Source organism: Rhodococcus erythropolis R138 (assembly GCF_000696675.2).
Lineage (GTDB): Bacteria > Actinomycetota > Actinomycetes > Mycobacteriales > Mycobacteriaceae > Rhodococcus_F > Rhodococcus_F erythropolis.
Genome location: NZ_CP007255.1, coordinates 131,110 through 156,613, shown reverse-complemented (window position 1 = coordinate 156,613; position 25,504 = coordinate 131,110). Strand labels below are relative to the sequence as shown.

The 25,504-nt window shown below is 62.8% G+C and carries 24 protein-coding genes; 9 read left to right on the top strand and 15 right to left on the bottom strand.

Annotation, left to right across the window (positions count from 1 at the left end):
* The first annotated feature begins 1 nt into the window (after window position 1).
* Together H351_RS00690 and H351_RS00685 are read left to right on the top strand one after the other, a co-directional pair.
* Window positions 2-997, top strand: a complete 996-nt coding sequence (locus tag H351_RS00690; protein WP_029254331.1) for an amidohydrolase family protein — start codon at window positions 2-4, stop codon at window positions 995-997.
* Window positions 998-1,181: 184 nt separating this feature from the next.
* Window positions 1,182-2,540 carry an MFS transporter gene (locus H351_RS00685; RefSeq protein WP_029254332.1) on the top strand — a complete coding sequence of 453 codons (1,359 nt, stop codon included), beginning with the start codon at window positions 1,182-1,184 and terminating at the stop codon, window positions 2,538-2,540.
* 60 nt (window positions 2,541-2,600) lie between these two features.
* Here H351_RS00685 and H351_RS00680 read toward each other — a convergent pair whose 3' ends face one another.
* The 6 genes from H351_RS00680 to H351_RS00655 all read right to left on the bottom strand — a co-directional run bounded on the left by H351_RS00680 (window position 2,601) and on the right by H351_RS00655 (window position 7,335).
* The gene (locus H351_RS00680) at window positions 2,601-3,527 is read right to left on the bottom strand and encodes a LysR substrate-binding domain-containing protein (protein ID WP_019746616.1); all 927 of its coding nucleotides are present in this window, start codon (window positions 3,525-3,527) and stop codon (window positions 2,601-2,603) included.
* 50 nt (window positions 3,528-3,577) lie between these two features.
* Window positions 3,578-4,870, bottom strand: coding sequence for a carboxylesterase family protein (locus H351_RS00675; protein WP_029254333.1), 1,293 nt, complete (start codon window positions 4,868-4,870; stop codon window positions 3,578-3,580).
* Window positions 4,871-4,955: 85 nt separating this feature from the next.
* On the bottom strand, window positions 4,956-5,516 hold the full coding sequence (locus H351_RS00670; RefSeq protein ID WP_029254334.1) for a TetR/AcrR family transcriptional regulator: 561 nt from the start codon (window positions 5,514-5,516) through the stop codon (window positions 4,956-4,958).
* 15 nt (window positions 5,517-5,531) lie between these two features.
* Window positions 5,532-6,002, bottom strand: a complete 471-nt coding sequence (locus tag H351_RS00665) for a nuclear transport factor 2 family protein (protein WP_019746619.1) — start codon at window positions 6,000-6,002, stop codon at window positions 5,532-5,534.
* A 130-nt stretch (window positions 6,003-6,132) separates the two neighbouring features.
* Window positions 6,133-6,807 (bottom strand): Crp/Fnr family transcriptional regulator, encoded by a 675-nt coding sequence (locus H351_RS00660; protein WP_003943506.1) that lies wholly within the window; start codon window positions 6,805-6,807, stop codon window positions 6,133-6,135.
* Window positions 6,808-7,062: 255 nt separating this feature from the next.
* Complete coding sequence (locus tag H351_RS00655; RefSeq protein ID WP_019746620.1) at window positions 7,063-7,335, bottom strand: hypothetical protein; 273 nt, start codon at window positions 7,333-7,335, stop codon at window positions 7,063-7,065.
* Window positions 7,336-7,415: 80 nt separating this feature from the next.
* Here H351_RS00655 and nth point away from each other — a divergent pair, with 80 nt between their 5' ends.
* Genes nth through H351_RS00635 form a run of 4 tightly spaced genes read left to right on the top strand, consistent with a single transcriptional unit; the run spans window position 7,416 to window position 10,764 of the window.
* Complete coding sequence (nth, locus tag H351_RS00650) at window positions 7,416-8,201, top strand: endonuclease III (RefSeq protein ID WP_003943471.1); 786 nt, start codon at window positions 7,416-7,418, stop codon at window positions 8,199-8,201.
* A gap of 6 nt (window positions 8,202-8,207) precedes the next feature.
* Window positions 8,208-8,861, top strand: a complete 654-nt coding sequence (locus H351_RS00645; protein WP_020905971.1) for a TlpA family protein disulfide reductase — start codon at window positions 8,208-8,210, stop codon at window positions 8,859-8,861.
* Window positions 8,858-9,577, top strand: coding sequence for an NUDIX hydrolase (locus H351_RS00640; protein ID WP_019746622.1), 720 nt, complete (start codon window positions 8,858-8,860; stop codon window positions 9,575-9,577). Before H351_RS00645 ends, H351_RS00640 begins: the two co-directional genes overlap by 4 nt.
* The gene (locus H351_RS00635; protein WP_019746623.1) at window positions 9,574-10,764 is read left to right on the top strand and encodes a MarP family serine protease; all 1,191 of its coding nucleotides are present in this window, start codon (window positions 9,574-9,576) and stop codon (window positions 10,762-10,764) included. Before H351_RS00640 ends, H351_RS00635 begins: the two co-directional genes overlap by 4 nt.
* Window positions 10,765-10,767: 3 nt before the next feature.
* On the opposite strand, the gene H351_RS00630 is transcribed toward H351_RS00635, so the two are convergent.
* From H351_RS00630 to nhaA, 3 genes are read right to left on the bottom strand one after another with little or no spacing between them, the layout of a single operon-like run.
* A complete protein-coding gene (locus H351_RS00630; RefSeq protein ID WP_019746624.1) occupies window positions 10,768-11,703 on the bottom strand; it encodes an alpha/beta fold hydrolase in 936 nt (311 codons plus the stop codon).
* 15 nt (window positions 11,704-11,718) lie between these two features.
* Window positions 11,719-12,228 carry a phage holin family protein gene (locus H351_RS00625; protein WP_019746625.1) on the bottom strand — a complete coding sequence of 170 codons (510 nt, stop codon included), beginning with the start codon at window positions 12,226-12,228 and terminating at the stop codon, window positions 11,719-11,721.
* A complete protein-coding gene (gene nhaA / locus H351_RS00620; protein WP_019746626.1) occupies window positions 12,225-13,559 on the bottom strand; it encodes a Na+/H+ antiporter NhaA in 1,335 nt (444 codons plus the stop codon). The genes H351_RS00625 and nhaA overlap by 4 nt, the downstream gene beginning before the upstream one ends.
* A gap of 173 nt (window positions 13,560-13,732) precedes the next feature.
* Here nhaA and H351_RS00615 point away from each other — a divergent pair, with 173 nt between their 5' ends.
* Window positions 13,733-15,124, top strand: a complete 1,392-nt coding sequence (locus tag H351_RS00615; protein WP_029254335.1) for an MFS transporter — start codon at window positions 13,733-13,735, stop codon at window positions 15,122-15,124.
* A gap of 55 nt (window positions 15,125-15,179) precedes the next feature.
* On the opposite strand, the gene H351_RS00610 is transcribed toward H351_RS00615, so the two are convergent.
* The 5 genes from H351_RS00610 to H351_RS00590 form a co-directional block, all read right to left on the bottom strand.
* Window positions 15,180-16,865: a purine-cytosine permease family protein gene (locus H351_RS00610; RefSeq protein ID WP_021342683.1), complete on the bottom strand. Its 1,686-nt coding sequence runs from the start codon at window positions 16,863-16,865 to the stop codon at window positions 15,180-15,182.
* Window positions 16,866-17,000: 135 nt separating this feature from the next.
* Complete coding sequence (locus H351_RS00605; RefSeq protein WP_029254336.1) at window positions 17,001-18,056, bottom strand: AAA family ATPase; 1,056 nt, start codon at window positions 18,054-18,056, stop codon at window positions 17,001-17,003.
* A 10-nt stretch (window positions 18,057-18,066) separates the two neighbouring features.
* Window positions 18,067-19,104, bottom strand: a complete 1,038-nt coding sequence (locus H351_RS00600) for an aliphatic amidase (protein ID WP_029254337.1) — start codon at window positions 19,102-19,104, stop codon at window positions 18,067-18,069.
* 26 nt (window positions 19,105-19,130) lie between these two features.
* Window positions 19,131-19,751 (bottom strand): AmiS/UreI family transporter, encoded by a 621-nt coding sequence (locus H351_RS00595; protein ID WP_019746631.1) that lies wholly within the window; start codon window positions 19,749-19,751, stop codon window positions 19,131-19,133.
* 110 nt (window positions 19,752-19,861) lie between these two features.
* Complete coding sequence (locus H351_RS00590; RefSeq protein WP_029254338.1) at window positions 19,862-20,941, bottom strand: substrate-binding domain-containing protein; 1,080 nt, start codon at window positions 20,939-20,941, stop codon at window positions 19,862-19,864.
* A gap of 107 nt (window positions 20,942-21,048) precedes the next feature.
* Here H351_RS00590 and H351_RS00585 point away from each other — a divergent pair, with 107 nt between their 5' ends.
* Window positions 21,049-21,474 (top strand): MarR family transcriptional regulator, encoded by a 426-nt coding sequence (locus H351_RS00585; RefSeq protein ID WP_037120096.1) that lies wholly within the window; start codon window positions 21,049-21,051, stop codon window positions 21,472-21,474.
* A gap of 37 nt (window positions 21,475-21,511) precedes the next feature.
* Here the strand turns inward: H351_RS00585 and acs are convergent, their stop codons facing one another.
* Window positions 21,512-23,443 carry an acetate--CoA ligase gene (gene acs / locus H351_RS00580; RefSeq protein WP_029254340.1) on the bottom strand — a complete coding sequence of 644 codons (1,932 nt, stop codon included), beginning with the start codon at window positions 23,441-23,443 and terminating at the stop codon, window positions 21,512-21,514.
* A gap of 364 nt (window positions 23,444-23,807) precedes the next feature.
* On the opposite strand from acs, the gene H351_RS00575 reads away from it, so the two are divergent.
* Complete coding sequence (locus H351_RS00575) at window positions 23,808-25,424, top strand: peptide ABC transporter substrate-binding protein (RefSeq protein WP_020968269.1); 1,617 nt, start codon at window positions 23,808-23,810, stop codon at window positions 25,422-25,424.
* Window positions 25,425-25,504 lie beyond the last annotated feature (80 nt).

Here is a 25,504-nt window from a genome sequence, read left to right as displayed (position 1 = left end):
GATGAGCAACCTGATCGACATCCACACCCACTACGTGCCCAACGGGTGGCCGGATCTGACCGAAGACGCGGGGCCGCAAGCGCCGTGGCTGAAGGTCGAGTCGGAGACCGAAGCCATGATCATGATGGGCACCAAGGAGTTCCGCCGCATCCAGTCCGATGCCTGGGACGCCGAGGTGCGGCTTCGGGACATGGATGCCGACGGCGTGCACACGCAGGTCGTCTCGCCGACGCCGGCATTCTTCAATTACGGCCGAAGCGGCGAGCAGGCAAGTCGCATCGCACGGATCTTCAACGACCTCGCGCTCGAGATCGTGGAGCCGGCGAAGGATCGGTTGATTCCGTTCTGCCAGGTGCCTCTGCAAGACACCGACGCAGCGTGCCGTGAGCTCGAGCGGTGCATCGCGAACGGGCACCGCGGTGTCGAGATCGGCAATCATGTGGGCGATCTGGACCTCGACAGTGAGGGCGTGGTGACGTTTCTCCAGCACTGCGCGTCGCTTGACGTGCCGGTATTCGTGCACCCGTGGGACATGGCCAACTCTCCGCGCCTCGATCGCTGGATGGCGCAGTGGCTCACCGCGATGCCGGCCGAAACGCATCTGTCGATACTCGCGCTGATTCTCGGTGGGGTGTTCGACAAGATCGACGATCGTCTCAAGATCGGATTTGCGCACGGCGGTGGATCTTTCGCGTTCTGGTTGGGCCGGATGGAAAACGCCTGGCACGGCCGCAACGACATCATCGGTACGTCGGAGTTCCCGCCTTCGCATTACCTGGGTAGGTTCTACGTGGATTCTGTCGTCTTCGACGAGCGCGCACTGCGACTGCTGGTGGACACGGTGGGGGTGGACCGTGTGATGGTGGGTAGTGATTACCCGTACCCCTTGGGGGAGCGTCCGGTCGGTGAGGTGGTTCGCAAGAGTGAGTTCTTGGATGATATTGCTCGCCAACTGATTTCGCGGGAGAATGCCGAACGCTTCCTGGGTCTCGTCTGAGACCCCGGCTATACCCTTTCCGGTATGGCGGACGGTGATTTCGGCATTTGTGAGTCATGTCTCGAGCGAGCACAATTCCAAACACAACGATCGACGACGCTCGTGATGCCGACAATCCCGAAGACGGGGTCGGTGACTACAGATTTCATCGTCCGCCTGCCCCATCCAATCGATAGGTTCCGCGATGTCAGACAAGATATCCAACAGCACAACGAGTGACGGAAAGCCGTTGCCGGAGAAAGCTGCCCGTAGCCGAGTTGCCATGGCAACTCTGGCCGGCACAACTCTCGAATGGTACGACTTCTTCCTCTACGGCACAGCCGCCGCGCTGATCTTCAACAAACAATTCTTTCCGAGCCTGAGCCCCACGGCCGGCACGCTGGCTGCCTTCAGCACCTTCGCCGTCGGATTCATCGCACGGCCGGTAGGTGGGCTCGTGTTCGGGCACTTCGGTGACCGGATCGGGCGCAAGGCCACACTCGTGGTCTCCCTGGTGATGATGGGCGTCGGGTCCACACTCATCGGCCTCATCCCGAACTACGATTCCATCGGATTCTGGGCGCCCGTCCTCCTGGTGGCCATGCGCGTCGTTCAGGGCATCGGTCTGGGCGGTGAAGGCGCCGGTGCGACACTCATGTCGATGGAGCACGCGCCGGCAGGGCAGAAGAATCGTTATGCAGGTTTCCCGCAGATGGGCACACCCGCCGGACTGGTTCTCGCCAACGGCATCTTCCTGACGACCAACGCCGTGATGTCGGACTCGGCATTCGCTTCGTGGGGTTGGCGAATCCCGTTCCTGCTCAGCTTCGTTCTGGTGGCGATCGGTCTGGTGATTCGCCTGCGCGTCACCGAGTCGCCGTCATTCGCCGGGATCATGGAGAAGGGCGAAATAGTCCGCTTCCCGCTGCGTGAGTCGCTCAAGGTCGGCTTCCCCCGTTTGTCTCTCACGCTTGCCGCGTGCTTGGCGAACTCCGCCGTGGCGTACGCCTTCATGGTGTTCACCCTGTCGTACGGAACTCAACATCTGGGCTACGACAAGCAATTCCTGGTGCTCAGCGTGACCGCGGCCGCAGTCCTGTGGTTCCTTTCCATCCCGTTCTGGACCAAGATCGCTGACAAGTACGGGCGTCGACACATGTTCATCGGCGGATCAGCCGCAATCCTGTTGTGGTGCATCGTGTTCTTCCCGCTACTGAACACCGAGAACAAAGTGGTCGCTGTCGTCGCGTTCCTGGGTATGGGTCTGATCGTGCCGGTCACCCACTGCGTTCAGGGCAGCATCATCGCCGATACCTTCCCGGCCAAGGTCCGCTACTCCGGTTCGTCTCTGATCCTTCAGAGTGGTGCGATTCTCGGCGGTGGACTGGCGCCGATGATCGCCACCGCACTGCTGGACGCCACCGGGTCTTCGGTAGGCGTCACCTGGTACCTCGCCTCGATATGCACAATCAGCCTGGTCGGCGCCATCGCACTGTTCAAGATTGTCCCCGATTCGTCGCGGGGCTTGGAACACGAGGAGATTCGCGTCTCCGAAAACGCCTGAGTACTGGATTGATCCGACATCGGCCCGTTCCCCCTCGCGGGGAACGGGCCGATCGGCGTTTCACGGTCGCATGAGCTCAGCTGCAAAGGACTCCAGCGTCGCGATCAGGGCCTGTGCGGACGGGCTCGACGTGCGAGTCGCCGAGGAAGTGATGCCGACGCTGTGCCCGATCGGATCGAGTGTGATGGACAGGGTGGTCAAGCGCGCGTCGTCGCGGGGGATGAGGCTCGGTAGGACCGCGATCATGTCGGTCTCGACCAGCAGCTGGCGCACGGTGAGGAAAGAGGTTGCCTCGACGCGGTTTTCGGGCAACGGCAGGCTGTTGCGGGCGAAGAACTCCTCGAGCTCGCGGCGGAGCACTGTCTCGACCCCGGGAAGGATCCAGGGGAAGCCGCGTAGTTCTTCGAGTTGGACGTCCTCGCGGTGAGCGAGCGGGTGATCCACGCGGGTGACGAGTTCGACGGACTCCGCGTAGAGGTTCCGTCTTATCGCGGTGTCATCGGTAGGTGAGGTGAGCCGGCCGACGATCAGATCGATTCGGCCCGCTTCCAGATCGGTGAGCAACTGTTCGGGCGTGCCTTCGCGCACGATGACGGTGAGCAGCGGGTGGTGAACCTTCAGGCGCGCGATAGCGCCGGGAAGCAGCACGTTGGATCCGGCGAGATGTGTTCCCACGATGACGGTTCCGCGATTGGCGTCGGCAAGTTCGACGACGTGCCGCCCGGCTTCGGTCAGCTGCGCGATCACGGCCCGCGCATGAGTTGTGAAGGCCTCGCCGAAAATGGTCGGGGTGATTCCGCGTGGGCCGCGGTCGAAGAGCGAGACACCGAGAATGGACTCGATGTCGTGCAGACTGCGGGTCGCGACGGGTTGTGTGATGTGAAGTGCGGCAGCGGCGCCGACCACGCTGCCCTGACGGCTCAATGCGTCGACGAGCAGGAGATGGCGGAGTTTGAGTCGCCCGTCGAGGAGCTTGGGCATGTCCATGGAGCAATCCTAGACGGGATTGCCGCGAGTGGGTAGGCGCCCGAAGTTGCTCAGAAGAAGGTGATTCCGATCGGTTGGGCCGAGGTGTACTTCTCCCAGGTTTCGCTGCTGTCCGGACTTCCCGTGTGCGCAAACGACGTCCAGTGCCGGCGTATCCGACGGCCCAGTGCGTCGATGCTCTGCCAGTCGCTGCTGCCCAGCATCGGTGAGCTCTTCCAGGACTGGTCGGTCCCCAACACGAAGGGCAGTTCGATGCAGTGAGTGGCTCCGAAGACGTCGTCCGTCGGTGCCCAGTCGAAGCGATACGTGTACACCGACGCGCCGGCCGCTGTGAAGGCGTCGGCCAGCTCCATCGCCGGTTCGGCAAACATGTTCTGTGTCAGTGCCTTTTCGGCGACGCGTTCGGGATCGGGTACTCCCGCTACGTCGCGCACGAAAGCGGATCCCTCGTCGCGGGTGTATCCCACGATGACGTCCGGCGCTGTTTCGAAAGTTCGGATCACCGGATCCAGTTCGGAAATCGGTGCGAAGGGCGGTTGCACGACATTGGGGGACCGCCGGCTGAACTCGATTGCGGTGCTGCGGAATGCGTCGAGAATGCGGGAGAGTGGCGCGGTCCGAGGATCTCCGTCGAGCAGTCGGGCAAATGCTTCACCGTTCTCGATCGCGGCAGCCTGCGTGAAATTGAGGTCCGGCCGTGGGGTGCTCTGCAGAATTGCTCGATGGAAAAGAGTTCGAGAGTTGTTACTGCTCAACAGATTCACAATCGAATGAGCGCCGGCCGACTGCCCGAACACGGTGACCGAGTCTGGGTCGCCGCCGAATGCCTCGACGTTCTCGCGCACCCACTCGAGCGCTGCGATCTGATCGTGGACCCCGAGATTGCCTTCGCTGACGCCGTCGAGGAGGAGGTATCCGAGCACGCCGACGCGGTAGTTGACCGACACCACGACGACGTCGCCCTCGGCTGACAAAGCGTGGCCGTCGTACCAGGGGAGGGAGCCGCCGCCACTGGAGTAACCGCCACCGTGAAGCCAGACCATCACCGGGCGATGACCGGTCAGCGACGGGGTTGTGACGGTGACGGTGAAGCTGTCCTCGCTCTGCTCCGGTTCTGGGAGCGGTGGCCCCATGATGCGCTCGAGCCGTGAAGGTGGTTGGGGGAAGACCGTTCCAAGCGCTGTGGCGTCGAAAATGTCGGAGAACGGTCCCGCCGGCCGCGGCTTCTCGAAGCGCGGTGCGCGGGCGTAGGGGATCGCACCGAAGTAGTAGGAACCGTCACGCTTTAGGCCGCGGATCTTCCCCGAAGCTGTGGATGCGATCACCGTCTCGGACGAGGGCATGGGTTCCTTTCCTCTTGTGCATACCTTTTCGAGCATGCCAGGTGCATGCCGCGGCACAAATGCCTTTGTGGTCGTGCGGTATGCGTTACGGCGTGAGTGCCTGTACCAGTTGATCTTCGAGTCGCGTCGTCACTCGGCTGTATACGGCACCGTCGTCCAGGGCTCGGGACATCACTATTGCGCCTTGGATTCCGGCCACGGCTTCTTCGGCGAGTCCGGTGGAATCTTCGGCGCCGACGAGTGCCGCCTCGAGAGCTGCTGTCCATTCGTCGAAGTAGGTTCGCACCTTGGCGCCGAAGCGGTTTCGCTCTTCACCGAGTGCAAATGCGCCGAACAGGCAAATGCGTTGCCCTGACCGAAAGTAGTCGGCGACGGTAGCGAACATGCTCTGGATACGCTGCCGCGGTGGAACCGACTCTGCTCGAAGCGGTTCGAAGACTTCGGTGCGAAACCATCCGTCGACCTCGTCGAGTACGGCCTCGGCCATCTCTTCCTTTCCTCGCGGAAAGAAGTTGTAGAGACTGCCTTTGCCCAAACCGGTGTGTTCGGTGATGACGGCCAGGCTTGCTCCGTCGAACCCGTAGGTTCGAAACACGTTCGCGAGGGCGGGGATCGTGTCCGAGCGTTCAGCTACCTGTCTGGCCATGGATTCATCCTTTCATCACAGACCCAACTCGCTCAGGCCCGGATGATCGTGCGGGCGTGGTCCGGTCGAATCCCAGAAGAACTTTCGCTCGGACTCCGCGATGGGGACGTCGTTGATGCTGGCATGACGGTGGTGCATGAGGCCGTCCGCGTCGAATTCCCAGTTCTCGTTGCCGTAGGAGCGGAACCACTGCCCGTCGTGATCGTGCCACTCGTACGCGAATCGCACGGCGATGCGGTCGTCGCCGTGTGCCCACAACTCTTTGATCAACCGGTAGTCCAGCTCGCGGGTCCACTTCTCGGTCAGAAGTTCGACGATTTCGGATCGGCCGGTGACGAACGTCGACCGATTGCGCCACCAACTGTCCGGCGTGTAGGCCAGCGACACCTTGTGCGGATCGCGTGAGTTCCATCCGTCCTCGGCGAGGCGGACCTTCTGGACGGCGGTTTCGTGGGTGAAGGGCGGAATCGGTGCTCGGACGGTCATTGCGTGGCCTCTCGATCGGATGTGTACCTATCGGTACACACTTTACCGATAGGTACAACAAGAGTCCAGGGAATGACTTCGGCCGCCCCCACCGAAGTGGGAGCGGCCGAAAGTGTCGAGAAGGAAGAAACTAGCGGGCGCGACGAGCCAGACGCTCGGAATCCGAGATCAGAACGCTCTTGCCTTCGAGGCGCAGCCATCCGCGGTGTGCGAAATCGGCGAGCGCCTTGTTGACGGTCTCGCGGGAAGCGCCGACGAGCTGGGCGATCTCTTCCTGCGTGAGGTCGTGAGTGACGCGCAGGGCGCCACCTTCCTGAGTGCCGAAGCGCTGCGCGAGCTGCAGGAGCGCCTTGGCCACACGGCCGGGAACGTCCGTGAAGATCAGGTCGGCCAGGGTGTTGTTGGTACGACGCAGTCGGCGGGCGAGAACGCGCAGCAGCTGCTCGGCGATCTCGGGGCGCTGCTGGATCCATGCCTTGAGAGCGTCGCGGTCCATGCTCACGGCGCGAACCTCGGTGACGGTCGTAGCCGTCGAGGTGCGGGGGCCGGGGTCGAAGATGGACAGTTCGCCGAACATGTCGGACGGGCCCATGATCGTCAGTAGGTTCTCGCGACCGTCGGGTGAGCGTCGACCGATCTTCACCTTGCCGGACACGATGATGTACAGGCGGTCACCGGGTTCACCTTCGTTGAAGATGACATGTCCACGGGGGAAGTCGACGGGCTGCAGCTGCTTTGTCAGCGCCGCTACCGCTGAGGGCTCGACTCCTTGGAAGATGCCGGCTCTTGCCAGGACGTCGTCCACGTGCGCTCCTTGTTGGGATTTGTTCGTTTGTGGTGTCATTTTTGCGCTAACTATCTTTGTACCCGCGCTGCGCACAAACCGTCGTACACAGGCTCAGCCCTCATGAGTGAGACACTGTGTCCAATGCAATCTGTGTTCAATGCAACAGGTACGGCATCGAAGTCTACGTCCCGATAGCTCGCGACGAGTGATTGATGCCACGTAAGAGCCGAAAATTCTTCCGGAATCCGCTGCGGTGACTACTTTGTATGGCCGTCAACTTGCCCGTTGTGTCCGGATTTCGCCCAGGCTGGCGCTCTCGGGAGCCTCCGACTGACGGCCCTTCCGCTTCCGGTGGAAGCGAGCGAACGCATGGGGAAACCCATCGCTTGCCAGGCGGGCGACGTCGTCGTGACTTGCCTGATCGAGGAAGTCTTCTACTTCGTGCTCTTGAACCGAGAGCCGACGCAATCGCCCTTCGACTCGTTCCATCGCCAGGGCAAAGAGCATCAGCAGTAGCGGAAAGAGAATTACTGCGAGTCCTTGCATAGGGGGAAGTAAACACGTCGAAGGTCTCAGAATCGACACGACGGAGTCTCCACTCATGTCGTATCCGTACAGTTGTCTGAGTGCAGACCACCCCGACAGGCAGTTCAGAGCAGCGGAAGAAACCGCGTTCGGGGGGTGCGCGGAAGGAAGAATCACACCTCGGATTGGTACGCCGGGCGCGTCGGATGAATCGCGAGCTCGCTGTGGCTTTCCCGCACGTGTATTGCGAACTCGACTTCACGACTCCGTTGGAACTGGCAGTGGCGACAATCCTGTCGGCGCAATGCACCGACGTCCGCGTCAACATGGTCACGCCGGCGCTCTTCGCCCGCTATCCCGACGCGAAGGCATACGCGGAAGCCGATCGGACCGAACTCGAGGAGTACATCCGCTCCACCGGCTTCTACCGGAACAAGACGACGTCGTTGATCGGACTCGGTCAGGCGCTACTCGAACGCCACGACGGTCAGGTCCCGAACAAGCTCGAAGATCTGGTGAAACTTCCAGGCATCGGACGCAAGACCGCGAACGTCGTGCTGGGCAATGCCTTCGACATTCCGGGAATCACCGTCGACACCCACTTCGGTCGGCTCGTGCGTCGGTGGAAGTGGACCGAGGAAGAAGATGCCGTCAAGGTGGAACACGCCGTCGGGGCACTGATCGAACGTAAGGAATGGACACTGCTCTCGCACCGCGTGATCTTTCACGGCCGACGGGTCTGCCACGCGCGCAAGCCCGCGTGCGGGGTGTGCGTTCTCGCCAAGGACTGCCCGTCGTACGGACTCGGCCCGACCGACAAAACCGAGGCCGCGGCCCTGGTGAAAGGCCCCGAGACCGACCATCTGCTCGCCCTGGCAGGGTTGTGATCGCCGATGACAAGTGCTGGAAGATGGTCTCTCGCTGCGCTCGTGGTCGTCGCGGCTCTCGTCGTGGCGATCTGGCCGCGCGGGGGAGACGACACGACGCCCACGTCCACGGGTCCGTCGTCGTCCGCGTATCAGCCGCCGACGTTCACTCCGTCGTCGGAATCGCTCGATCAACTCCGTAGCCAGGCCTCACTGGCTCCCTGTCCGACTCCGACGGGCGAAGCTCCGGCCGGCTCGGCGCTGGCCGGAATCACCCTCGACTGCGTGTCAGACGGTCGGCCCGTCGACCTTGCCGCAGCGGTCGGCGGAAAACCGACTCTGCTCAACTTGTGGGCGTACTGGTGCGCGCCATGCGCCGAAGAGCTTCCGTACCTTCAGGAATTCGCGGAGCGCGCCGAGGGCAGCATCAACGTTCTGACGGTGCATTCGGATCCGAATCAGGAGAACGCTTTGACGCGACTCATCGACTACTCGGTGCGTTTGCCCGGCGTCCAGGACGGTGACGGCAAGGTACGGATCGCAGTGGGCGCACCGCCGGTGCTGCCGGTGTCGGTGCTCGTGCGCGCGGATGGAACAGTCGCCAAGGTCTTGCCTCAACCTTTCCGCAGTGCGGACGAAATCGCCGCCGCTGCGGCGCAATATCTGGGAGTCGTCGTATGAGCACACCGGTTCCCGAGTGGTTGCGAGCTGTCGCCAGCACCGAGCCCACCGATCCACACCGGATCAACCCCGTCCTCGAGCGTCGCGCGCCGCGCGGGACCGTGACGCGTCCGGCCGCGGTGCTCGTGCTCTTCGGCGGACCGCGTGAGGCAGACCCTCTCGCCGTCGGCGGCTTGCCGGAGGGCGCAGACGTGTTGCTGACCCAACGGGCGTCGACGATGCGTCAGCACAGCGGACAGGTCGCATTCCCGGGCGGCGCCGCCGATCCGGGCGACGACGGCCCCATCGGCACCGCGCTGCGTGAAGCGCAGGAGGAGACCGGGCTCGATCCGAGCGGAGTTCAGCCGCTCACCGTGCTGCCGGAGATCTTCATCCCGCCGTCGGGTTTCGACGTGACGCCGGTGCTCGGCTACTGGGAGCAGCCGACGACGGTGGGGATTCAGGACGAGGGCGAGGTCGGACGGGTGGCCAGGGTGCCGCTGCGCACGTTGCTCGACCCCGACAACCGGTTTCAGGTTCGCCATCCCCTCGGATACCAGGGCCCGGCGTTCCGCGCCGACGGCATGCTGGTCTGGGGGTTCACAGCAGGAATCCTCGCGGCGCTGTTCACGGTGTCGGGCTGGGAGATTCCGTGGAACTACGAGGACGTGAGAGACCTGGACACAGCGCTGTCCGAGTTCGGTGAAGGTGTCGAGGATTCGGCGGTGCCGCGATGACAGGTTCTCGTTGGGTGGACATCGCCATCGTTCTGGTCGCCCTCATCGCGGCCACGTCCGGATGGCGTCAGGGTGCGGTGGCGTCGGCGTTGGCGTTTGTCGGCGTGATCCTCGGTGCCGTCGCCGGAATTCTGTTGGCGCCACACCTGCTCGTGCACGTCACCGAAGGCAAGCTGCGCATCCTCGCGGGCATCTCGCTGATCGTGGTGTTGGTCATCATCGGCGAAGTCGCCGGCATGGTGCTCGGACGCGCGGCGCGCAGCGGAATGCACAGTCCGACGGCACGATCCGTCGACAGCGTCATCGGTGCGGGTCTACAGGCGGTGGCCGTCGTGGTCGCGGCGTGGTTGCTCGCGATTCCGCTCACTTCTTCGTCGCAGCCGAATATTGCCGCCGCTGTTCGTGGTTCGGACGTTCTGGCCAGTGTGGACGAACTGGCACCGCAGTGGCTGCGCCGCATCCCGACGGAGTTTTCGGCGTTGCTCGACACCTCCGGCCTGCCGGACGTCATCGGCCCGTTCGGGCGTACGCCCATCACCGAGGTCGAAGCACCCGACGCGAGCGTTCTGGCCAGTCCGTTGGCGGCGCAGTTGCGTCCGAGTGTTCTACGCATCAACGGCGTCGCACCGAGTTGCCAGCGCGCGCTCGAGGGATCCGGATTCATCGTCGCTCCCGAACGCGTCATGACCAACGCACACGTGGTTGCCGGAACCGAGAGCATCACGGTGGACACCATGGAGGGCGCGCTGCCCGCGCAGGTGGTTCTCTTCGACTCCGCCGTCGACATCGCGATTCTGGCGGTTCCCGGACTGGACGCACCGGTGCTGCCGTTTGCTCCGGAGCAGGCTCAGACCGGCGACAACGCGTTGGTGCTCGGTTACCCAGGCGGCGGTCCGTACACGGCCAGCGCAGCCCGCGTTCGTGAGGTCCTGAACCTGAACGGACCGGACATCTACAAGGCCGGAACCACTCAGCGTGAGGTCTACACGGTTCGCGGATCCATCAGGCAGGGCAACTCTGGTGGGCCGATGGTCGACGATCAGGGGCGCGTCCTCGGCGTCGTGTTCGGTGCTGCCGTCGACGACAGCGACACCGGATTCGTCCTCACCGCCCAGGAAGTATCGCGCCAGTTGAACGCGGCTGCCTCGGCGTCGACGCCGGTGCCGACAGGCGCCTGCATTCTGTAGCGGTCACTTCTCTGTAAGGAGGAAGTCCTCGAGTTCGCGGTTGACGCGCTCGGGGGCTTCCTGGTGCGCGTAGTGACCAACTCCGGCAATGGTGCGTAGTTTCTCGCCGGGAGCCCAATGCTTGTCGCGCCGCACGGTACGGGTGAGCACGTACGGGTCGAGTTCGCCGTGAATCTGGACGATCGGAATGCGAAGAACCTGATCCATCAAACGCATGAAGCGACGACCCTCGGGCCGGAGCTGGCTGCGGAAGGCCCAGCGCTGGTACTCCAGCGTGGAATGCGCGACGCCCGGGATCCGGATCGCGGCCCGCATCTTGGTCATCACGTCCGCGAACTCGGGTTGCTGCGGCCAGGTGGGGCCGGACCGCGAGCGAACCAGACGCTCCACCTCGGCGCCGTTGTCGGCCGTCAACCGACGTTCCGGGCGTAGCGGTACCTGATAGGCCAGGAAAGAGGGCAAAAGCGCGCGGCGCTGATATGGGTCGCGCACGACTGCTTTCTTGAGTGCCATCGGGTGTGGCGACGAGATCAACGCGATCGACCGCACCAGGCGTGGATGCAGGAGCGCGGTCGCCCAGCACACCAACCCGCCGTCGGCATGACCGATCAGCGTGGCCTTGCCGTAACCCATCGCACGAATGAGACCGGCTACGTCACCGGCGAGCGTCCAACCGTCGTAGCCGCGAGGGGGCTTGTCGGAATCGCCGTACCCACGAAGATCCATGGCGACGACGCGGAATCCCTGCTCCGACAGTGCCGTCAACTGATGGCGCCAGGACCACCAGAAATCGGCGAATCCGTGCAACAGGACCACCAACGGAGCATCCGGCTCCGCGTCGCCTACCTCGACGACGTGAAACCGGATGCCGTTGGCGTGAATGTCCCGGTGAATCCAGGGGCCGTCGAACCTGACGGTGGATGGATCTGGGGCTGCCACTTTCGATCAGACTCGCTACCGGCGCGCGTTGAAATCGACAGACGGCTTTGCGTCGTCATGGCTGCCGGGAAGGACGTTCTTGGCCTGCTTGAGCGATTCGATCGTCTTCTCCGGAGCCCTCAGCTTGCGCACACGCAGATAACCGAGCAGCGCCAGAATCGCGGTGGTCACCACCATGATCAGGAAGACGATGAGGAACGCCAGCCAGCGCGGCACCCAGGTATCGAGCATCTCGGCCAGGAAGAAAAAGAAGAAGAACGAGCTGAACAGCAGAACCGTGAAGGCCAGGATGAAGAAGACACTGCCCTGCAGACCCTTCTTGACCTCGCCCGTGACCTCGGCCTTGGCAAGTTCAACCTCGGCGCGCACGAGGGTGGAGACCTGTGCGGTCGCGTCCTTGACGAGGGCCCCGATGGTGGCCTCACCCGGCGTGCGGGCGTCCACATCGGTGAGAGGGATGGACGAGACCGTGTTCGGTACTCCATCTCCGGTGAAGCGCTGGCTCTCTCCGTTGGTCAAGCTCACTTGTCGACCTCTCCAGGTAGTTCTCTCGCGTCCGTGGCAATGGCGGTGGAAGCGTCGTCTCGAGCCGCATGAACTCGTCCACGTCGCCACAGCAGCGCTGATCCGATCAGCGATGCCACCAACGATGTCACGAGAACTGCGGCCTTCGCTATCTCGGCCTCGCTGCCATCGCCGACCCCGTCCAATGCGAGGTCTGCTACAAGCAGGCTAACGGTGAACCCGATGCCACCGAGAACTGAGAGGGCAAACATGTCTCTCAATTCCAGTGTCTTGGGCTTGGTGGCTATGCCCAATTTGATCGCGAGCAGGGAAATTCCGAAGATTCCGACGGTCTTTCCGACCAGAAGGCCGACGACAACCGATTGCCCGACGGGGTCGGTGAAAATGTCGCCGAGTACCGCGGCGTTGATCGGAACACCGGAGGCGAACAGTGCGAAGACGGGGACGCAGAAGCCTGCGGAGTACGGCTGAATGCGGTGCTCGAGGCGGCTGCCCGGCGCGTACTCCTCGTCCGGATCGCGCCTGACACGGGTGAGTAGGCCGAGCGCGACGCCCGCGAGTGTGGCGTGTATCCCCGCTTCGTGCATCGCGTACCAGGTCAGTAGTGCCAGCGGGACGTAGAGGAACGGCGTCGTGATGCGCTTGTGCTGGGCGTAGGCGTAGACAGCGAGGGCTGCGGCCGCGGTCAGCAGCCACAACATCGCGAGGGAGCCGGTGAACAGTACGGCGATGAGGATGATGGCGAGCAGATCGTCGACGACGGCCAGGCTGAGCAGGAAGACTCGGGCGCTTGCGGGGATCTTCGATCCGGTGAGAGCGAGCACGCCGAGGGCAAAAGCGATGTCCGTCGCGACGGGAATGGCCCAGCCCTTGTCCATACCTGGAGTGCCGAAGCCGATGGACGCCGCGATGATCGCGGGGACCAGGACGCCGCCGCACGCCGCGATGATCGGGAGCATCGCGGCTTTGCGGTCCGCGAGCTCGCCGACCACCAGTTCGCGTTTGAGTTCGAGGCCGGCGACGAAGAAGAAGACGGCAAGCAGTCCGTCTTGCGCCCAGGTGCCAAGGCTGAGGTCTAGATGGAGTGCAGACGGGCCGATCTGGAAGTCGCGCAGTGCGATGTAGCTCTCACCGAAAGGTGAGTTCACCCAGATCAGAGCGACGGCAGCGGCGATGAGCAGTATCGATCCGCCCACCGTTTCGGTGCGGAGATAGCGGGACAGTTCGGAACGCAAAGTGGAGATCACGCGTGGGGACGACCTTTGTTCGTGCACCCGAGTTCGGATGCAACAGACATGAACGTGATCGACGTTGTAAAGCATCGAATGCACGTGCCGACCAGACTTCCCGGCTCACCTTTACGGGATTTTATCGCGGATTGCTCGCTGAGCCGAATTAGCGAACCGAATTTGCGCCGGAAAACCCCGCGGGTGTTCAATTCCTACTGATTGGGACACCATCCCACCAATTGGACAATTTTCGTATAACGGCGCAGGAGCATGTTTTGAGCACGTCAGTCAGTGAGAACCCACCCAAGCCGGAGGGCGGCGACGCAGATACCGTCGCCGGAGTGCCGCGCAGCCGAATCGTGGTTGCCAGCATGGTGGGTACGTCCATCGAGTTCTACGACTTCTACATCTATGCAACAGCGGCAGTATCGGTGTTCCCGCACCTGTTCTTCCCGAAGGGCAACGACACCACCGCGCTTCTCGCGTCGTTGGCGACGTTCGGACTCGCGTTTGTCGCCCGTCCCCTCGGCTCGATTCTCTTCGGGCATTTCGGTGACCGCGTCGGACGCAAGGCAACTCTGGTCGGCTCGCTGCTGACGATGGGTATCGCGACCTTCCTCATCGGACTGCTGCCCACTTATCACCAGATCGGTCTGCTGGCCCCGGCGTTGTTGGCGCTCATGCGTTTCTGTCAGGGCCTCGGACTCGGCGGCGAATGGTCGGGCGCGGCTCTGCTCGCGACCGAGACGGCCAAGGAAGGCAAGCGGGCCTGGGCGGCGATGTGGCCGCAGCTCGGTGCACCCATCGGCTTCTTCATGGCCAACGGACTGTTCCTGATCATCACGTTGTTCATGAACCACGACAATTCCAGCCCGGACCTCGAAGGCGCCTTCCTGAGCTGGGGGTGGCGAATTCCGTTCCTGCTCAGCGCAATCATGGTGATGATCGGCCTGTACGTCAGGCTCAAGCTCGAAGAGACCCCGGTGTTCGCGCGCGCAGTCGAGCGCGGCGAGAAGGTCAAGACCCCGGTCGCCGAGGTATTCAAGACCAGTTGGCGTCAGCTGATCATCGGTACGTTCGTGATGCTCGCGACGTACACGCTCTTCTACATCATGACCACCTGGGTGCTCAGCCACGGAACCGGCAAGACGGCGGCCGACGGCGGAACCGGCGCCGGCTTCAAGTACACCGATTTCCTTGTCCTGCAGCTCATCGCAGTCGTGTTCTTCGCTGCCGCCGTGCCGGTCTCGGGTTGGCTTGCCGACCGCTACGGGCGTCGTATCACACTGCTGATCATCACCGGCCTGATCATGGTGTTCGGCTTGACCTTCGGCGTGTTCCTCGAACCGGACGGAATGAACGACGGTCGTATGTTGGCGTTCCTCATCGTGGGCATGCTGCTCATGGGCCTGACCTTCGGACCGATGAGTGCCGTTCTCCCGGAACTCTTCCCGACCAACGTCCGCTACACGGGCTCGGGAATCGCGTACAACACCGCCAGCATTCTGGGCGCTGCGGTGGCGCCGTTCATCGCCGTCTACCTCGCGAAGAACTACGGCGTCGGCTGGGTCGGCATCTACCTCCTCGTGGCGGCGACGCTGACTTTTGTTGCGCTGCTGTTCATGCGCGAGACAAAGGGTGAGTCGCTAGACGATGTAGGGGCATAACCCTGCTGTGCGCCTTTATTAACCCCCGGCGGTTAATAAAGGCGCACAGCAGTTGTCAGGGAAGCTGAGCAGGCAGGACGTGCTCACCGGTCTTGTCGGTGCTCAAGGCCAAGGAACTGATGTACTGCTTCTCGCCGTTCGGGCCGGGAACGTTCGACGCGAGCATGTCGGGTCGCTCGAACTCGATGCCGCTGACGCAGCACAGAAGCGTTTCACCCGAGGGGTTCCCGTACTCGTCGAACATCGGCAGATCGATGCCGTCGTCGGTGCGCCGCAGGTAGTACTTGCCCTTGGTGGCGACGGCGAGGACCGGCGGCATCACCAGTGCGATGACGATCGCGACGATCGGGGAGAACGGCTTGATCGCCGAACCGAATGCGCCGAAGAACACCAGGATCGAAATGCCCGCGGCCAGCAGCATCGACACGAAGCCGACAGGGTTGACGTCGTAGAGCATTCCGCGTCGGAACTCGGGGACCTTCGGGGAGAGCTTCAACCAGTACTTGTTGATCGCGATGTCCGAGGCGACGACCACGACCCAGGCGATACCGCAGTTGGCGTAGAAGCCCAGGATCGTGTTGAGGAAGTCGAACATGTTGGCTTCCATCAAGATCAGTGCGATCGCCAGGTTGACCAGAACGAAGATCATGCGTCCCGGGTAGGTCTTGGTGACGCGGGTGTACGAGTTGGTCCACGCCAGTGAGCCGGAGTACGCGTTGGTGACGTTGATCTTGATCTGGCTGATGACCACGAGGATCACGGCAAGGGTCATGGCCAGCCAGTGCGGCATCATGTCCTGGTAGATCTCGAGAAACTGGTGCACGGGCTGGTTGGCGATCGAAGATCCGTCGACGACGTTCGCGATGATGTACACGGCGAGGAACAGTCCGACGATCTGCTTGAACGCGCCGAAGATGACCCAGCCGGGCCCCGCGAGAATTACTGCAGCCCACCAACGACGGGTGTTCTCCGGCGTCTTGGGCGGCATGAAGCGTAGGTAGTCGATCTGCTCGGCGATCTGTGCGATCAGCGACAGGCAGACACCCGCGGCCAGCATCACCGATCCGAAGTTGACGCCCTTGCCGTTTGCGCCGTCCTCACCGCCGAAGGCGAAGAACGCGCTCACCGAATCTGGGTGCTTGAACAGCAGATACAGGAACGGCAGCACCATCATGACGAGCCACAGAGGCGTCGTCCACACTTGGAGCTTTGCCAGAGCCTTCATTCCGTAGATGACCAGTGGAATGACCATCAGGGTCGAGACCGCGTATCCGATCGAGAGTGGGATCCCGAGCCCCAGTTTCAAACCCTGGGCCATGATGGAACCTTCGAGCGCGAAGAAGATGAAGGTGAACGTCGCGAAGATGACGTTGGTGACCACCGAGCCGTAGTAGCCGAAACCGCTTCCGCGCGTGATCAAATCGAGGTCGATGTTGTATCGCGCGGCGTAGTAGGCGAGTGGGAAGCCGGTGGCCATGATGACGACGGCAAACACAGCGATGCCCAGCAATGCGTTACCGGTGCCGTACGAGATGCCGATGTTGGCGCCGATCGAGAAGTCTGCGAGATACGCGATTCCGCCGAGCGCGGAGGTCGCGACGACGCCGGTTCCCCATTTGCGGTAGCTGCGTGGCGCAAATCGGAGGGTGTAGTCCTCCAGAGTCTCCTTCAGTGCGGCGTTCTCACCGATATCTGCCCTGTCCGGTGCGCCGGCGGACACCTGCTCGTTCACTGCTGTCATGACGTCACTTCCCCTGGGTGCCTGTGCATGTGCACTTTGTGGTGCAGGCACCCAACCTAGGGAGGTGGCGTTACGCGGACATGTTTGAAATGTGTCGCCCACGTTGCGGATTCGATCCGCAACGTGAGCGAGCACTCATGGGACTTTCTTTACCTGTATCTGATCACCAACTGCCCGCGCCTGCAAGGCGAGTGGCTGCGTCCCGACTGGTCGTAGGTCGAGAACGGCGGCGGCCACCGGGTCGGCCAAGACGTTTCGGATGGTCCGGCGCAGGCCACGTGCTCCGTACACCGGATCGAATCCGCGCCGTTGCAACAGAGCGACGGCGCTGTCGTCCACGTCGACGTCGACGCCTCTCCTGGCCAACCGAGTCGTGATCAGTTCGATCTCGAGCCGGGTCACTTGTTCCGCGGTCTGTTCGTCGAACTCGTCGAGGATCACGGTTTCGTCGATGCGGTTGAAGAACTCGGGGTCGAAGAACTTCTCGAGAGCGCGCTGCACCAAGTGGTGACCATGGTGTGGTCGATCGATCCGGACGCGATCGGCGAGCTGCCGCACCCGGGACCGTCGACGTTCCGCCACCGCAGCAGAACCGAGATTCGAGGTCAGGAACACATAGCTGTTGCGGAACGAGATCTTCTGCTGACCGTTCGCCAACCGGAGTTCGCCGTTGTCGAGGACCTGCAGGAGCGCACGTAGAACGGTGGGGTCGGCCTTCTCCACTTCGTCGAACAGGACGATTCCGGGGGTGTACGGATCGCCCTCGACGGTGTTCTTGTCGAACAGTGTGAAGGACTCCTTGCTGCCGGCATACCCAGGCGGTGCCCCGGAGAACGACGCCGCATAATGCTCTTGCGCAAGAGCATTCATGTCGATGCGGCACAGATCGTCGGGCCCGGACCGGAGTTCCGCGGCCACGCGCCGCACCAACTCCGTCTTGCCGACGCCGGTGGGGCCGACCAGAAGGATGTTGGCGAGCGGACGCGTCGGATCCGTGGCACCGACATGCGCGATCGAAATCGCCCGAACCACTGCGTCGACGGCGGCCTGTTGTCCGACGATCTTGGAACTGAGGGCTTTCGAGAGATTGCGAGCGTCGAAGGCCCCGACCGGTACGGGTTCGGATCGTTCCTCGGCTGGTGGTGGTGCTGAACTGTTCCGGTCATGGAGCATGTCGGTGATATACGGCACAGCGAGATCCTTAAACTTCGATTGTCTTCTCGACCGGCAGGTTTCCGACGCGGCAGTCCGCTACGCCCACTGTGTCTCGGGTGATGGCCTCGACGCGTTCCTGAGCCTTCTGGGCATCGGTGACCCACAGCTTGTAGAACTCGAACGGGCAGTCCGCGACACCCTTGTCCCCGTCACCTGCAGCGTGCACGCCGGAGTATCCGCGGTGAAGGAGCTTGAAGATGTGGTTCTGGGACTGATCGTTCTCGCGTGCGTCGCGAATGGCGGAAACGGACAGCTGTGCGTACTGGATTCCGTATTCCTCCTCACCGGTTTCACCCAACGTCCGACCGTCGAATCCGATGATCGCGGAGTGTCCGAAGTAGGAGTAGACGCCGTCGAATCCGGCCGCATTGGCAACTGCCACATAACAATTGTTGGCCCAGGCCATTGCCTTGGACATCATCACCTGCTGGTCCTTGGCGGGGTACATGTAGCCCTGGCAGCGGACGATGAGTTCTGCACCCTTCATCGCGCAGTCACGCCAGATCTCCGGGTAGTTGCCGTCGTCGCAGATGATGAGCGAGATCTTCAGGCCCTTGGGACCCTCGGATACGTACGTGGTGTCGCCGGGGTACCAACCTTCGATGGGGCACCAGGGCAGGATCTTTCGGTACTTCTGAACGATTTCGCCCTTGTTGTCGATGAGAATCAACGTGTTGTACGGCGGCTTGTTCGGGTGGTCTTCGTGCTGTTCACCGGTGATGGAGAAGATTCCCCAGGTATCGGCCTCGCGGCAAGCGGCGGAAAAGACTGCGGTCTCGTCACCGGGGATGGTTGCCGCTGTCGCATACATCTCCTCTTCGTTGTACATGATTCCCTGCGTGGAGTATTCGGGGAATACCACCAGATCCATTCCGGGGAGTCCGGTCTTCATGCCGATCATCATGTCGGCGATCTTGCGCGCGTTCTCGAGAACTCCGGCGCGATCGTGCAGGCGGGGCATCTTGTAGTTGACTACTGCTACGCCGACCGTGTCGTTGCTCGAGGAGATGTCACCGTGTCGCATTGTCTTTCACTCCTTGGTTGTGTGGATCAGTTGAAGACTGGATGAGTCTGGGGTACTGCGGCTTTGGGTGCGGCGAGGATCTTGGCCAGACCGAGGAGAACCAGAAGCGCTCCGGCCCAGCCGGCGGCTACCGCGGGTGTGGTGTGGAAGTTGTCGGTCAGGATCAGAAAGGCGGGAACTGTGCAGGTGGGCTGGCTCAGCAGGACTGCTGCCCAGCCGGTGAAGCGGCTGAGGTTCTCACGGCCGAGGCCGAGTACCAGGAAGAACAGCGTCCACAGTGCTGCCCATGCGAGCCAGATGACCCCGAAGACGGGGTCGTTGCTCACCGTGAACGAGAGGAAGGAGTACACGAGCGCGGCGCACGCGACGAACAGTGAGAACCACCCGATTCCTTCCGGTTCGAAGCCGGCGAGATTGCTGATTCCCACGTAGAGGTAGGTGAATCCGAACAGGTAGAGGCCTGAGGCCGCCAGGACGGCGCTCGAATCTCCCTGTGCCTGAATCAACAAAACGGTGGGGACGACGCATTGAAGTGCGCCGACGAAGAGATTGAGGACCGAGGCGGATCGAACGGGAACTGTGCCGAGCAGCATCAGTCCGTTGACGAAGAGGACGGCTCCCACGTAAAGCAAACCAACACTGCCCATCGGGCACCTCCGGTTACTTTCGGGACGGGTTACTTTCAAATGAAATGATTCCAAATGAAACTAAGTGATGCGCGCCACAGAAGTCAAGAGGTGGATCTCAGGGGAAGGTTTCAGAGGGTGGCGATGATCGAGAAGTCGAGTCCGTCCGCGACGGCCAGCTGAATCTTCTGTCGTGCAACGCGATCGCGAAACTCGACGGTTCCGCGAGGCCCGTCGTACGCGGCGCCTTCGACGACGGCGTCCAGGGCGTGCGGGTGGGTGCTGTCGGCGCGTCGAACCAGGGCCGAAAGGGTATGTATCCCTTCGTAACACGACTCGGCAGCGTTGTTCAGCGCCGGGGCGTGCGCGCCGTGCAGTGCGATGTAGCGCCCAAGCAGGTCCATGGAGTTACCGTCGACCATCGAGCGGAAGTACGCTGCCGAGGCAAACAGGTTCCGGGTTGCGCGGGGGCCGCTTGCGAGCAGCATGTTTTCTTCCATCAACGGGCTGAACCGGATCATCGACTCGTCGAGGCCTCGGCGGGCGAAGGCTCGGTTGAAGTCGACGGCGTCCTGTCCGACGAGGAGCATGATCACGCCGTCGCAACCGGAGTTCGAGACGGTCTCGACCAACTGCTTCATGTTGCCGCGCCCCAGATCGACAAACGAACCGCCGACCAGGGTGAGGTCGAGTTCGGTGGCGAATTGCCTCACGGCCCCGAGCGAGCTGTGAGGCCAGATGTAGTCGTCGCCGACGACGAACCACTTGCGCGCTCCGACGTTGTCGCGCAGCCACTTCAGTGCCGGCGCGATCTGCTGTCGTGGTGTTTCGCCTGAACAGTAGATTCCTGGTCTGACCTCGCCGCCCTCGTAGAGCGAGGTGTACGAGTACGGAATACGGCCTGCGACCACCGGTGCGAGTGCGTGGCGGACCGAGGAGATGTGCCAACCGCTGACGGCGTCGATGTCACCTGCGTCGAGTAGCTGTTGCACGCGGGCTGCAACGACGCCCGGCGAGGCGCCGCCGTCGATCACTTCGATCTGGACTTCGCGTCCCAGTACGCCGCCGGAGTTGTTGAGGTCGCGGGCGGCCAATTCGCTGATCGCCTCACACGACGGACCGAACAGTCCGGCCGGCCCTTGGAGGGGAAGCACCATGCCCAGGCGCCACACGGCGCTGCGCGCGCGTTCGAGCGCGCCGGTAGCGCTCATGCGTCGCCGCCGGAATCGGAAGCCAGCGGCCTGGCCTGGGTTAGTATCATTTCATTTGAAAGTATTGCCCGAGAAGTGTGAAGTACGCAACAGCGGGGGAGCGATCAGTGGGAAAAAGTGACTCCGGATTTCTTGATGCTTCGCTGACGACCGCGCTGGTCCGAGCGGCTCGAATGGCCGCGGCAGCGGCGGAGAAGACGCTGGCGGCTGAGAATCTCACTCTCGATCACTGGATGACGCTCGAAGCCCTGGCGTCGACCGAGGGGCTGACGATGGCTGAGCTGCGTGATCGAACGGGAACACCGGCTCCGACGCTGACGCGAGTTGCGGACAAGTTGGTCTCGCTTGCGCTGATCTATCGCGAGGTCGGTGAGGACGATCGCCGGAAGGTGCGCGTGTTTCTCTCCTCGCGCGGAAAGTCTCTGCACAAGCGGGTTGCCGCAGACATTCGCGTGGCCGAGGAGTCCTGGCTGACGTCGAAAGAGGAAGTGAAGTTGCGAGAGGGGCTCCGCCCCTGTGCGCCTTCCTGGTAGTGGGGACTACCAAAAAGGCGCAGAGGGACCGAAGGCCCTACTTACCGCGGATTGCGTCGAATACCTTGGGATCGACCAGGGTTGAGGTGTCTCCGAGGTCGCGGCCTTCGGCGACGTCGCGCAGGAGGCGGCGCATGATCTTGCCGGATCGGGTTTTCGGCAGTTCCGGCACGATCGTGATCTGACGGGGCTTGGCGATGGGGCTGATGTCGGTGGAGACCTGAGCCTTGAGCTCGGCGATGAGGACCTCGCCCGTGTTTTCGACGCCTTCGCGCAGGATGACGAACGCGACGATGCCCTGTCCGGTGGTCTCGTCCGCGGCACCGACGACGGCGGCTTCGGCGACTCCGTGATGGTTGACCAGTGCTGATTCCACCTCGGAGGTGGAGATGCGGTGACCGGAGACGTTCATGACGTCGTCGACGCGGCCGAGGACCCAGAGGGCGCCGTCGTCGTCGTACTTGGCGCCGTCACCGGCGAAGTACCAGCCTTCCTCGGCGTAGCGGGACCAGTAGGTGTCGCGGTAGCGGTCCATGTCGCCCCAGATGCCGCGGAGCATCGCCGGCCACGGCTCGTCGAGGACGAGGTAACCGTTGCCGCCGGGGCCGAGGGGCTTGGCGTCGTCGTCGACGATCTTCGCGGAAATGCCCGGCAGTGGTGCCATCGCGGATCCGGGCTTGGTGGCGGTGATACCGGGCAGCGGGGAGATCATGATCGCGCCGGTCTCGGTCTGCCACCAGGTGTCGACGATGGGAGCCTTGTTGCCGCCGATGACGTCGCGGAACCAGCGCCACGCTTCGGGGTTGATGGGCTCGCCCACAGATCCGAGCAAGCGGATCGAGGACAGGTCGTGGGCGTCGGGGATTTCCCGGCCCCACTTCATGAACGTCCGCACGAGGGTGGGTGCGGTGTAGTAGATGGAGACGCCGTACTTCTCGATGATGTCGAAGTGGCGGTGCTCGTTCGGGGAGTTGGGGGTGCCTTCGTAGACGACCTGGGTGACACCGTTGGAGAGGGGGCCGTAGACGATGTAGGAGTGTCCGGTGACCCAGCCGATGTCGGCGGTGCACCAGTAGACGTCTTGTCCCGCTTTGTGATCGAAGACGTTGTGGTGGGTGTACGACGCCTGGGTGAGGTAGCCGCCGGAGGTGTGGATGATGCCCTTGGGCTTACCGGTGGTGCCGGAGGTGTAGAGGATGAACAGGGGATGTTCGGCGTCGAAGGCCTGCGCTTCGTGCTCGGGCGAGGCCTGCGCGACGGTCTCGTGCCACCACAGGTCGCGGCCGTCGGTCCACTCGACGTCGATGCCGGTCCGGTTGACCACCAACACGTTCTGGACGGAGTCGGCGCCGGCGACGGATTCGTCGACCGCTGTTTTGATGGGTGCTGCGGCGCCGCGTCGCCACTGGCCGTCGACGGTGACGACGAGCTTGGCTTGGGCGTCGTCGATGCGTGAGCGCAGGGCGGTGGCGGAGAATCCGGCGAAGACGACCGAGTGGGTCAGGCCGAGGCGGGCGCAGGCGAGCATGGTGACGATCGCTTCGGGGATCATCGGCATGTAGATCGCGACGCGGTCACCGGCGACGAGTCCGAGGTCGGTGAAAGTGTTTGCGGCGCGGCTGACTTCGGCGAGGAGGTCGTTGTAGGTCAGGTCGCGGCTGTCGCCGGGTTCGCCTTCGAAGTGGATGGCGACGCGGTCGCCGTTGCCGGCGAGGACGTGGCGGTCGACGCAGTTGTAGGCGACGTTGAGTTTTCCGCCGACGAACCATTTGGCGACGGGGGCGTCGGTCCAGTCGAGGACGTCGGTCCATTTCTCGTGCCAGTGAAGGCGCTCAGCCTGATTCGCCCAGAAAGCGAGGCGGTCGGTATCTGCGGCAGCCTGCAACTCCGGTCCCGCGTTGGCGGCCGCAGCGAACTCTGCGCTCGGCGGATATGCCTGGGGGACGTCTGTTTCGGCTGCGCTTGTCATGGCTGACGGCCTTCTTTCCACATTGATCGACACTTTTCTGACTCCGTGTGAGGGTAGTCACAAGCTCGCTCAAACGCACCGTTGCATCACGTTGCAACCCGTTGTCCTGCGACGATCGGTCGAATCGATGCGACGGGTGGTCACTTCCGCCGACGAATGAATGTGCCCGAATTCAATTACCCCCAATTTTCCAACAATGGGTGCGGTGCGCGCTTCGGGTTCGATGTGTCTATTGTCAAACCATTATTCGACCGCAACTCGAAGTCACGTTCACTTTCAGTTGTAGGCGACACGACGCCGGCAGTTACGGCTGTCGGCAGGCCGCGAGCATGCTCGGGGTCACTTAGATGTGGAAGGAATTCCTTTGCGTATCTCACGCATAGCGACCGGCGCGGTCGCGCTCGGAATGACGGCAGTGCTGATCACGGCATGTTCGTCCGGCGATTCGTCGGGCGGATCGTCCAGTGGCGTCGTCAACGCCTGGGCGGGCGAGCCTCAGAACCCGTTGATCCCCACGAACACGAGTGAGAACATGGGCGGCCGCGTCCTCGACTCGCTGTTCTCCGGTCTCGTTTCGTACACCGCAGACGGCGGTACGGAGAACGAGGTTGCCGAGTCCATCGAGAGCACCGACGGTCAGAACTTCACCGTCAAGCTCAAGGACGGTTGGACCTTCACGGACGGCACCCCCGTCACCGCGAAGTCGTTCGTCGACGCGTGGAACTACGGAGCCCTCTCCACCAACGCTCAGCTTCAGGCATCGTTCTTCGATCCGATCAAGGGCTACGACGAAGTTGCCGCCGAGGTTCCGACGGCACAGACCATGTCGGGTCTGAAGGTTGTGGACGACTCCACCTTCACCATCGAACTCAAGCAGCCCGAGTCGGCGTTCCCCGATCGCCTCGGCTTCACGGCGTACTACCCGCTGCCCGAGGTCGCGTTCAAGGACATGACCGCCTTCGGTGAGAACCCGATCGGCAACGGCCCGTACAAGCTCGACGGAACCGGCGCGTGGCAGCACAACGTCCGCATCGACACCGTCGTGAACCCGGACTACAACGGCAACCGTAAGCCGAAGAACGCCGGCGTCGACTTCATCATGTACAACAGCCTCGACACGGCGTACACCGATCTCCTGGCCAACAACGTCGACGTTCTCGACCAGGTTCCGCCGAGCGCCGTCACGACCTTCGAGTCGGACCTGCCCGGACGCACCGTCAACCAGCCGTCGGCAACCATCGAGACGTTCACGATCCCGGGTCGCCTGCCGCACTTCAGCGGCGAAGAGGGCATGCTCCGCCGTCAGGCGATCTCGATGGCGATCAACCGCGATCAGATCACCCAGCAGATCTTCAACAAGACCAGGACGCCTGCACTCGACTTCACCAGCCCCGCAATCAAGGGCTGGAACGACTCGCTGACCGGTAACAGCAACGTGAAGTTCGATCCCGAGGCGGCCAAGGCTGCTTGGGCCAAGGCCGACGCCATCGCACCGTGGTCCGGCAGCTTCGAGATCGCCTACAACTCCGACGGCGGACACCAGGAATGGGTCGATGCCACGGCGAACAGCATCCGCAACACCCTCGGTATCGACGCGAAGGGCAAGCAGTACGCCACCTTCGCTCAGATCCGCACCGAAGCCACCGACCGCACCATCCAGAGCTCCTTCCGCTCCGGTTGGCAGGGCGACTACCCGCAGCAATACGGCTTCCTGGCGCAGAACTACCAGACCGGCGGCAGCTCCAACGACGGTGACTACTCCAACCCCGAGTTCGACCGCCTCCTGCGCGAATCGGCCGGCCAGACCGATCAGGCGAAGGCTCAGGAACTGCTCGATCAGGCCCAGGAAGTCCTGCTCAAGGACCTGCCCGCAGTTCCGACGTGGTACCGCAACGCTGCCAGTGGATGGTCGGAGAACGTTTCCAACGTGACCATCAGCTGGAACGGTGTTCCGGTCTACGAAGACATCGAAAAGAACTGACGCGTAGAACGATCCGCATCTGAAACGTGAGTTCGGGGCGGCAGGCGCCCTGCCTGCCGTCCCGAACTCGTGTTCACACC

Bases quoted from the DNA above. Each gene is read 5' to 3' on its own strand.
- H351_RS00690 (WP_029254331.1), top strand. From the start codon at position 2: ATGAGCAACCTGATCGACATCCACACCCACTACGTGCCCAACGGGTGG.
- H351_RS00685 (WP_029254332.1), top strand. From the start codon at position 1,182: ATGTCAGACAAGATATCCAACAGCACAACGAGTGACGGAAAGCCGTTG.
- H351_RS00680 (WP_019746616.1), bottom strand. From the start codon at position 3,527: ATGGACATGCCCAAGCTCCTCGACGGGCGACTCAAACTCCGCCATCTC.
- H351_RS00675 (WP_029254333.1), bottom strand. From the start codon at position 4,870: ATGCCCTCGTCCGAGACGGTGATCGCATCCACAGCTTCGGGGAAGATC.
- H351_RS00670 (WP_029254334.1), bottom strand. From the start codon at position 5,516: ATGGCCAGACAGGTAGCTGAACGCTCGGACACGATCCCCGCCCTCGCG.
- H351_RS00665 (WP_019746619.1), bottom strand. From the start codon at position 6,002: ATGACCGTCCGAGCACCGATTCCGCCCTTCACCCACGAAACCGCCGTC.
- H351_RS00655 (WP_019746620.1), bottom strand. From the start codon at position 7,335: ATGCAAGGACTCGCAGTAATTCTCTTTCCGCTACTGCTGATGCTCTTT.
- H351_RS00645 (WP_020905971.1), top strand. From the start codon at position 8,208: ATGACAAGTGCTGGAAGATGGTCTCTCGCTGCGCTCGTGGTCGTCGCG.
- H351_RS00640 (WP_019746622.1), top strand. From the start codon at position 8,858: ATGAGCACACCGGTTCCCGAGTGGTTGCGAGCTGTCGCCAGCACCGAG.
- H351_RS00635 (WP_019746623.1), top strand. From the start codon at position 9,574: ATGACAGGTTCTCGTTGGGTGGACATCGCCATCGTTCTGGTCGCCCTC.
- H351_RS00610 (WP_021342683.1), bottom strand. From the start codon at position 16,865: ATGACAGCAGTGAACGAGCAGGTGTCCGCCGGCGCACCGGACAGGGCA.
- H351_RS00600 (WP_029254337.1), bottom strand. From the start codon at position 19,104: ATGCGACACGGTGACATCTCCTCGAGCAACGACACGGTCGGCGTAGCA.
- H351_RS00595 (WP_019746631.1), bottom strand. From the start codon at position 19,751: ATGGGCAGTGTTGGTTTGCTTTACGTGGGAGCCGTCCTCTTCGTCAAC.
- H351_RS00590 (WP_029254338.1), bottom strand. From the start codon at position 20,941: ATGAGCGCTACCGGCGCGCTCGAACGCGCGCGCAGCGCCGTGTGGCGC.
- acs (WP_029254340.1), bottom strand. From the start codon at position 23,443: ATGACAAGCGCAGCCGAAACAGACGTCCCCCAGGCATATCCGCCGAGC.